This is a genomic window from Vibrio sp. 99-70-13A1, from assembly GCF_013114625.1.
GTDB lineage: Bacteria > Pseudomonadota > Gammaproteobacteria > Enterobacterales > Vibrionaceae > Vibrio.
In genome coordinates, this window is the sequence record NZ_VTXD01000067.1 from 1 (window position 1) to 6,754 (window position 6,754).

Annotated in this window: 8 protein-coding genes; all 8 read right to left on the reverse strand. The window is 38.6% G+C overall.

Going from position 1 to position 6,754, the window contains the following annotated elements; translation table 11 throughout:
* Positions 1–127: 127 nt before the first annotated feature.
* On the reverse strand, positions 128–601 hold the full coding sequence (locus tag F0226_RS21865) for a DUF2199 domain-containing protein (protein WP_171737610.1): 474 nt from the start codon (positions 599–601) through the stop codon (positions 128–130).
* Between the two features lie 153 nt (positions 602–754).
* On the reverse strand, positions 755–1,426 hold the full coding sequence (locus F0226_RS21870) for a hypothetical protein (RefSeq protein ID WP_171737611.1): 672 nt from the start codon (positions 1,424–1,426) through the stop codon (positions 755–757).
* A 212-nt stretch (positions 1,427–1,638) separates the two neighbouring features.
* Complete coding sequence (locus tag F0226_RS21875; protein WP_171737612.1) at positions 1,639–2,262, reverse strand: DUF3885 domain-containing protein; 624 nt, start codon at positions 2,260–2,262, stop codon at positions 1,639–1,641.
* Positions 2,263–2,406: 144 nt separating this feature from the next.
* Positions 2,407–3,228 carry an NAD(P)-dependent oxidoreductase gene (locus tag F0226_RS21880; RefSeq protein WP_171737613.1) on the reverse strand — a complete coding sequence of 274 codons (822 nt, stop codon included), beginning with the start codon at positions 3,226–3,228 and terminating at the stop codon, positions 2,407–2,409.
* A 157-nt stretch (positions 3,229–3,385) separates the two neighbouring features.
* Entirely contained in the window at positions 3,386–3,850 is a 465-nt protein-coding gene (locus tag F0226_RS21885) for a GIY-YIG nuclease family protein (protein ID WP_136996128.1), read from the reverse strand.
* Positions 3,851–3,977: 127 nt separating this feature from the next.
* Positions 3,978–4,784: a deaminase gene (locus tag F0226_RS21890; protein ID WP_171737614.1), complete on the reverse strand. Its 807-nt coding sequence runs from the start codon at positions 4,782–4,784 to the stop codon at positions 3,978–3,980.
* A 134-nt stretch (positions 4,785–4,918) separates the two neighbouring features.
* Positions 4,919–5,536, reverse strand: a complete 618-nt coding sequence (locus tag F0226_RS21895; RefSeq protein WP_171737615.1) for a hypothetical protein — start codon at positions 5,534–5,536, stop codon at positions 4,919–4,921.
* A gap of 136 nt (positions 5,537–5,672) precedes the next feature.
* Positions 5,673–5,990 (reverse strand): heavy metal-binding domain-containing protein, encoded by a 318-nt coding sequence (locus F0226_RS21900; RefSeq protein ID WP_171737616.1) that lies wholly within the window; start codon positions 5,988–5,990, stop codon positions 5,673–5,675.
* Positions 5,991–6,754: the final 764 nt, after the last annotated feature.

The window sequence follows — 6,754 nt, forward strand, 5'->3', positions numbered from 1 at the left end:
CTAACGCCCAATTAAGGTGTGAGCCACGCAACTACAACACTCAACTTGGACGCCGTAAACACTAAACTAAACCCAAACCAAAAATGCCAAGCGTGGGGAATCACTCTTGAATTGTTTGTTAGCTTACTCACCCACCGTTAAATACATGAACCCTTTCAAGCGATATTCCATTCTCTTGCTCTTTCGTTAGCAAATGTCCCTTTTCCATTACTTGGAATGTCGGTCTTTGAGTGCCATCACCTAGTCTAACCTGAACTTTCATACCTCTTGTTTCTGGGTAGTTTGGTAAACTATTAGCTACTGCCCCCGAAAAGGGTGATTCATTGCTATTATCGAAGTCGAATTTTTCAAAATAATTGAAAAAATCACCTTGCGAAACTTCAACCCAAATTCCCCAACCAAAACTTTTTTTACCAGCATGGACAGGCAAATACAAAACTCCTCGAATAAAGTATCTTGAATCCAAACGACATAAATCTGAATGTGTTTGTGCTCGTTCATCTCGTACTTCATCACTGAGTTCCCAAATTTCATCAGGCATTTGATATGACTTATCAAAAACAAAGTCGCCGATTTCTTTTCCACAGCACCCACATTTCATTTGTAACTCCTTTTAAGCTAACGCCAGATTGGCTAGCGTTTAGTTCTCCACATTGGCAAAAAGCACTACTATAAAATTAGTTCATTGCTTTTATTACTGCTTGCCAATACATCGTGGGACTAGATAAACCAATAGAAGGCAGGACTACTTCACCTATTCTCTTGTGTTAGCCTTACCATTTTCTGTTTTTAAATGAATAAGTAAATCACTAAGAGTTCTCGATTTTGGCTTATGCAAGCCGTATCTATACAGAACATGTTCAGCTTTATCTAATCTATCAATTTTTGCCAAGTAAGTGATGTAACTTTGTGTTAGCTCATGATTATACCGAGTCAAAACAAATAACTTTTCATACAGAGTGATTACGAATTTCTTTGATTTAGAGTTTTTTTGAGAAATACAATCAACATATCCGGTCCCAAGCAAGTAAAACTCTCTTGATTCTGCATCATCTAAGTTAAAACCCATCTTTGATGCAATCGGTAAGGATTCATCACAATATCCATTCTGCAAAAGCATCACACTCATTGAAAATGAATAATTTGCTATTTTATCTTCAGGTGACTTTAAAAATGCCGTATCAAGAACAGATAATATATCGGAGCTTTCGCCATCCAAATTCATCAAAGCTATAGCTTTAACATAGTAACCAAAATCATCTTCTTCATTTTCTGTAATGTAAACATCCACAAGATCCATTAAAGGTTCGAATTGTTTACTTTGTATAAGTTTCTCAAGCTCACTTCTTTCTACTACTTTAGTGCATGATGATATTAAAAAGATTGAAGCCAAAACAACAGCGATTGCATACTTATTTTTAAACACTTACTAAGCCCTACGGTTGAAGTTAATAATATCTATAGTTTTGTCTATCTAGAGCCAAATACGTCAAGTGAAATATGAGCCAGCCGCATCTAACGCCCAATTAAGTAGCTGACAACGCGACCAATACACTCAAATTTACCACCTTAATCACAGAAGCTAAAACAAGCTGAAAATGCCAAGCGTTGACAGTCTGCTTAAATTGCTTGTTATATTCATTTGAACAAACTATCCATATATTGCTTATCGTAATCGAGTAACAACTGGTTTTTCGTTCTATACAGGTCTTCTAGAGCCCATTTACTGCTGGCGGCAACATCTAGACCGCGGTCATCATAGAGGTGGAGCATCAGTTCTTTGTCACAATTAATTATAAACAGTTGCCCTGCTAGGGTTGATCCACGATCACCAAAGTCATAGTCAATACAAGCCTGAATGATCGGTTTTATATTTAAATCTGATACTGATACACCGGAGATGGTAACTCTTTTCCAGCAATGTTTTTTGTAATCTAGATCTTCGGTATAGATATCTCGATGTTCCGAAAACTTTAAAGCTTTACCACACAGAGGCTCGAACAGTTTAAAGAAGTAGTCACTTTTTCTAATTTTCTTCCGTCCATCGGAGAAAATTTGATAACAGATTTTGATCTTATCCGAAGGTTTAAATGCTGCTTCATAGATGCTAAGTGCTCTACTCATCGCAATTTCAAAATACTCTTCATTATAATTTTTTCGGTCATCATCCAACCATATGCCGACGTCATCAGAACCTAACTCAAACCTCAAAGCAAATTTATTACAATAGAAGACTGGTTTTTCTAGTTGTATGTTCATCATTATTTATCTCCAGTTTTCCGGATGAATATAACGCCCAATTAAGTAGCTGACAACGCTACCAACACACTAAAATTTACCACCTAAATCACTGAAGCTAAACCGAGTTGAAAATGCCAAACGTTGGCAGTCTGCTTAAATTGCTTGTTATGTGTAATTTTCTATGTGCTTCCTTAAGGACTCTTTCGGTTCAAACAAAGGGCTAACTGGAAGTTTAAGATTCAGTTTTTCTATTTCTACTGCCGAAAAACCAAGGGTATTTTCAAACTCACGCCAATTACTTTTGCTAACTTTTTTTATGATTCGAGAGTCCAGCAACAACTGGGAAAACTCTTCAGGGCTATACCCCTTAGTCTCGGCAATAAAATGTTGTGCTGAGGAGATTCGACCTTGCACCAACGATAAATAAAACCTTGCGATGTCATTGACGTGGATATATTGGTTATGACCTTGCGATGGTATAGCTACTTGAATCGTTTGGTCAGATAAAGAGTCGACAATTCGCTTTAGCTGACAGTTTTCACCGCCATAAACCAAACTAGGACAATAAACTACATGCCACTTCTTTTTAATAGCGCTACCTATTGTAACGGCGTCCAGTTTCACCACATCTAGAGGCTTCAACCTAAACATTTTGAGGTCATTGTGAGAAGCATTACCGAATAGCCAAACGCCTGAAGTGTGAATTTTGGTCGCACCTTCAACCGCTAGCCTATCCAACTGCGTTAGCAACTTGGACTCTATATCAACTATTTCCTCTGGCGAAAATTCTGACCAATGTGGACGAGCACAATTTACAACAACATCAAAGTAACCAGAGAAATCTGCGGGCACTTTAGTGAGATTTCTAGCATCAGGTAGGACACCGCTAGCCCTGCTGTATGTCGAAACTTCAAAGCCACTTTCAACAAACATCTTCGTCACGTGGCTACCAATATATCCATTGGCTCCTGCTATAAGTACTTTCATTCTTTCCCTGAACTCTGGATTACACATAACGCCGCGTTAAGTGGTGAGCAACGCAGAGCACCCTGCCTAAACCATTGTGCCCTAAACACAAAATTCAAAGCAAACCGAAAATGCCAAGCGTTGGGAATCCGTCTTAAACGCTTTGTTAGGGCTGCAACTACACGGTGAAACCACACTTTAAACAGCGTTCACCACCATAATTTTCATTGTAACTAAGTCCTAGACTACTACCGCACCCAGGACAATAGTCTGAATTATCGAGTGTTCCCCATTCCCACGTATCTTCATATTCGGGAATCCCATGCCTGTCATAACCGATTAATTCACCTGCGTTAGTTTGTTTTTTGATATAACTGCAGTGACTATGCGCTTTTAATAAATCGAGTACAATTTCATGGTTTATTTCGAACCATTCCCCAATTACACGTTGCTCTTTGTACTTCTTGTGTAGTTGTGTTTCAAGCTCACGATCAGTACCACTGTCAATCCAACCCATTAAGGCAAGTTTTCTCGAATTCCCCGTTTGCAAAGCTTTTAGACGTTTAACTGGATCTTTACTGATTCCGATTTTAATTCGCTGATTAATTAGGTCTTCGTTTTCGATAATAAAATAAAGTGCCATAATTTCCTTGTAGCCCTAACGCCGCATTAAGGTGTGAGCGGCGCTTGGCTATACTTGAGCGAAGCGAAACTGCCAAGCGTTGCGAATCACTCTTAAATGCTTTGTTATGTAAGTATTGAGCCTATAATCACTTGTCGTTTCTCACTTCCCATTTAAAAATGATGTCGTTATCAAAAATTTCAACCACTTGAATAAGAACATAAAAAGTTGAATTTGATGGCTTAACTATAGCGATATCGCCTTTGTGCATTCTTGCGTAATGGCTTGGGAAACGGAATACTGTTGGATCACTAATGTCGCCGAAGTTTCTTGCACCGGCGGCAACTAACACAGAACCGTTACTGCCCTGAAGGTCAACACACCCATGTGTAGACTGCAATGTAGCCCACTTTATATCAATTGTTCTTTCATCTGCCTCACTAAACTGGACTTCAATTTCGTTCCCACTGTGTACGACAGGGACTCTTCTTTTACCACAACCATAAATTTTATGTATGTTACCGCAGTCAAAAGACTCCTCTTCGACAGCAACTCTAAGCTTTCGATTGAAGAAGCTGACATTAATATTGTTTTCCAATAGTTTTCTGTAACCTTGAGAATAAATCGTTCCATTAGGGTCTAAAACACCAATTACAACCTCGTTTACACCAGAGTCGATTAATAACTGAGCACAAGATGAAATCTTCTGGTCTTTATGTAATTCAACACAAGGTTCTAACGTCGTATAAATGGTTGCACCTTTAATCTGTTCATCGGTTAGTTTTCTTATAGCTACGCGCTCAGCATGAACGCTGTTAGTTTCACCACGGTAGCCTGTAGCTAATAATTTTCCACTTTTCGCTACAGCAACCCCAACTCGTGGAAACTCAGTGCTCTTCAAATGCTCTTCTATAGCGATCTTCATTAAGTCAGATCTTGAGTAATTATTCGACATACTATCCTACTTACATAACGCCCAATTAAGGTGCGACAACGCTATAACACCTAAGCTAAACCATTGCGCCGTAAACACAAGTTTCAAATCGAAGTGAACTCGCCAAGCGTTAGGAGTCACTCTTAAATTGTTTGTTAGGGCTTTAATCCCAACAAACTTAAAACATAAACGCTACAAACACTCGTAATAACAGCAACTACAATAGTTGCTAGGTGTTTTTGTGTTGAGGCAATCCACCTTTGGATACGGCTCTGTTTTATTCCCAATTCAACTAAATCAGCTTCCGTAAATGCCGAATAAAATACTTTAGCTTTTTCAGGGTCAAGATAGAATAAGTACTGCCTTAAAGTTTTTTTCACCGACCTTTCGTGTACTTTCAACATTTTTTCATGTTGCTTTGAAACTTCTAGCGAATTGCCCTCTTTAATACCTTTTTCGGAAACAAGTTGGTGCAGTTTTTTACAACTATCTTCAGCTGATTTTGTTGACTCATAAAAAGCAATGAACAACATTAGCTGGCATGCGCATTTTTGTTTAGCGCTCATAAGTTGAGTATTACTTTGTTGTAGGTCATGACCTAGCTTCGCAGCTAAATATCCCCAATGCGACTGTTTACTCAATAAACCGCTTGGATCTAGTTCTTTCTTGAGTTCGAATGTACCAAGCTCTTGTTCGAAATAACCTTTAGGTATTATATCTTTGAGCTCAAATGTCACTTCAGCTTTTAGTTGATTTACTAGCATCCAGTCCATAATGTCCTCTGTAGAGCCCTAACGCCCAATTAAGTTGCAGACCAACGCAAACCTGAACCTAAAGCAACGCACCGATTACACCCAAACCAATTGGAGATAAAAATGCAGCGCGTTGGCTGTCAGCTTAAATTGTTTGTTATGTTCGTAACTTTACCGCTGTTCCGAAAGCCATTATTTCTGAAGAGCCATCCATTATCGCACTAGTAGAAAACCGTATTCCTACTACCGCATCAGCACCCAAATCAGTCGCTTCATAAACTAGACGCTGAATAGCTGTATCCCTAGCCTCTGAAAGCATTTCTGTATAACCTTTTAGTTCACCACCAACGAGACTTTTAAAACCAGCCATAATGTCTCGACCAACATGCTTGGTTTGAACAACGTTTCCAGTTACAACACCTAAAATCTCCACAATCTCACGATTTGGGATATTTTCTGTAGTAGTAAAAATCATAGTTTTCCCTCTAGAACATAACGCCCAATTAAGTAGCAGACAACGCTACTAATACGCTCAACCATAACACCTAAATCACTGAAACCAAATTGGAAGTAAAACTGCCACGCGTTGACTGTCTGCTTGAATTGCTTGTTATATTTTTAGATTCTCACGCTATTCAATTGAGAAAGAATTGAGGGCTAAAAGTATTTGAAAGCCCATTCACACAGAAAAACTCGCCGCAAATGACCCCGTTAACCTTCAACATTAAGCCAAGTTTCAACTCAGATAATTTTAAAGGGGCTGACTTTCAACCGATGAGAAACACACTTTTTCAAATACGACCCCAGCGATTTGACACCCGCGAAAAGTACAACAAATATATCGGGTTGAAGAATAGATATTTGAAGAAAGAAACTGGCTTTTTATAACAAAGAATCTAACTAGACAAAGACTATTTTTAAATCAGAATTCCCGATTAAACCTCTGAAATCAAAACAAATATAACGCCCAATTAAGTAGCTGACAACACTACCAATACCCTCAAACTTACCACTGAAATCACTGAAGCCAAACCGAGTTGAAAATGCCAAGCGTTGACAGTCTGCTTGAATTGCTTGTTATGTACGATGTTCCGAAATTAACTTCCAATCAGTAGCGTTCAATACACTTTTAGGAAGGTAAATATTACGTTTCTGCATAACACCCACTGAATATGAAACCTTTAATACCGACCCTATTTCATAAGGAAGAAAACTACGCCATAAAGTGATGTCACAACC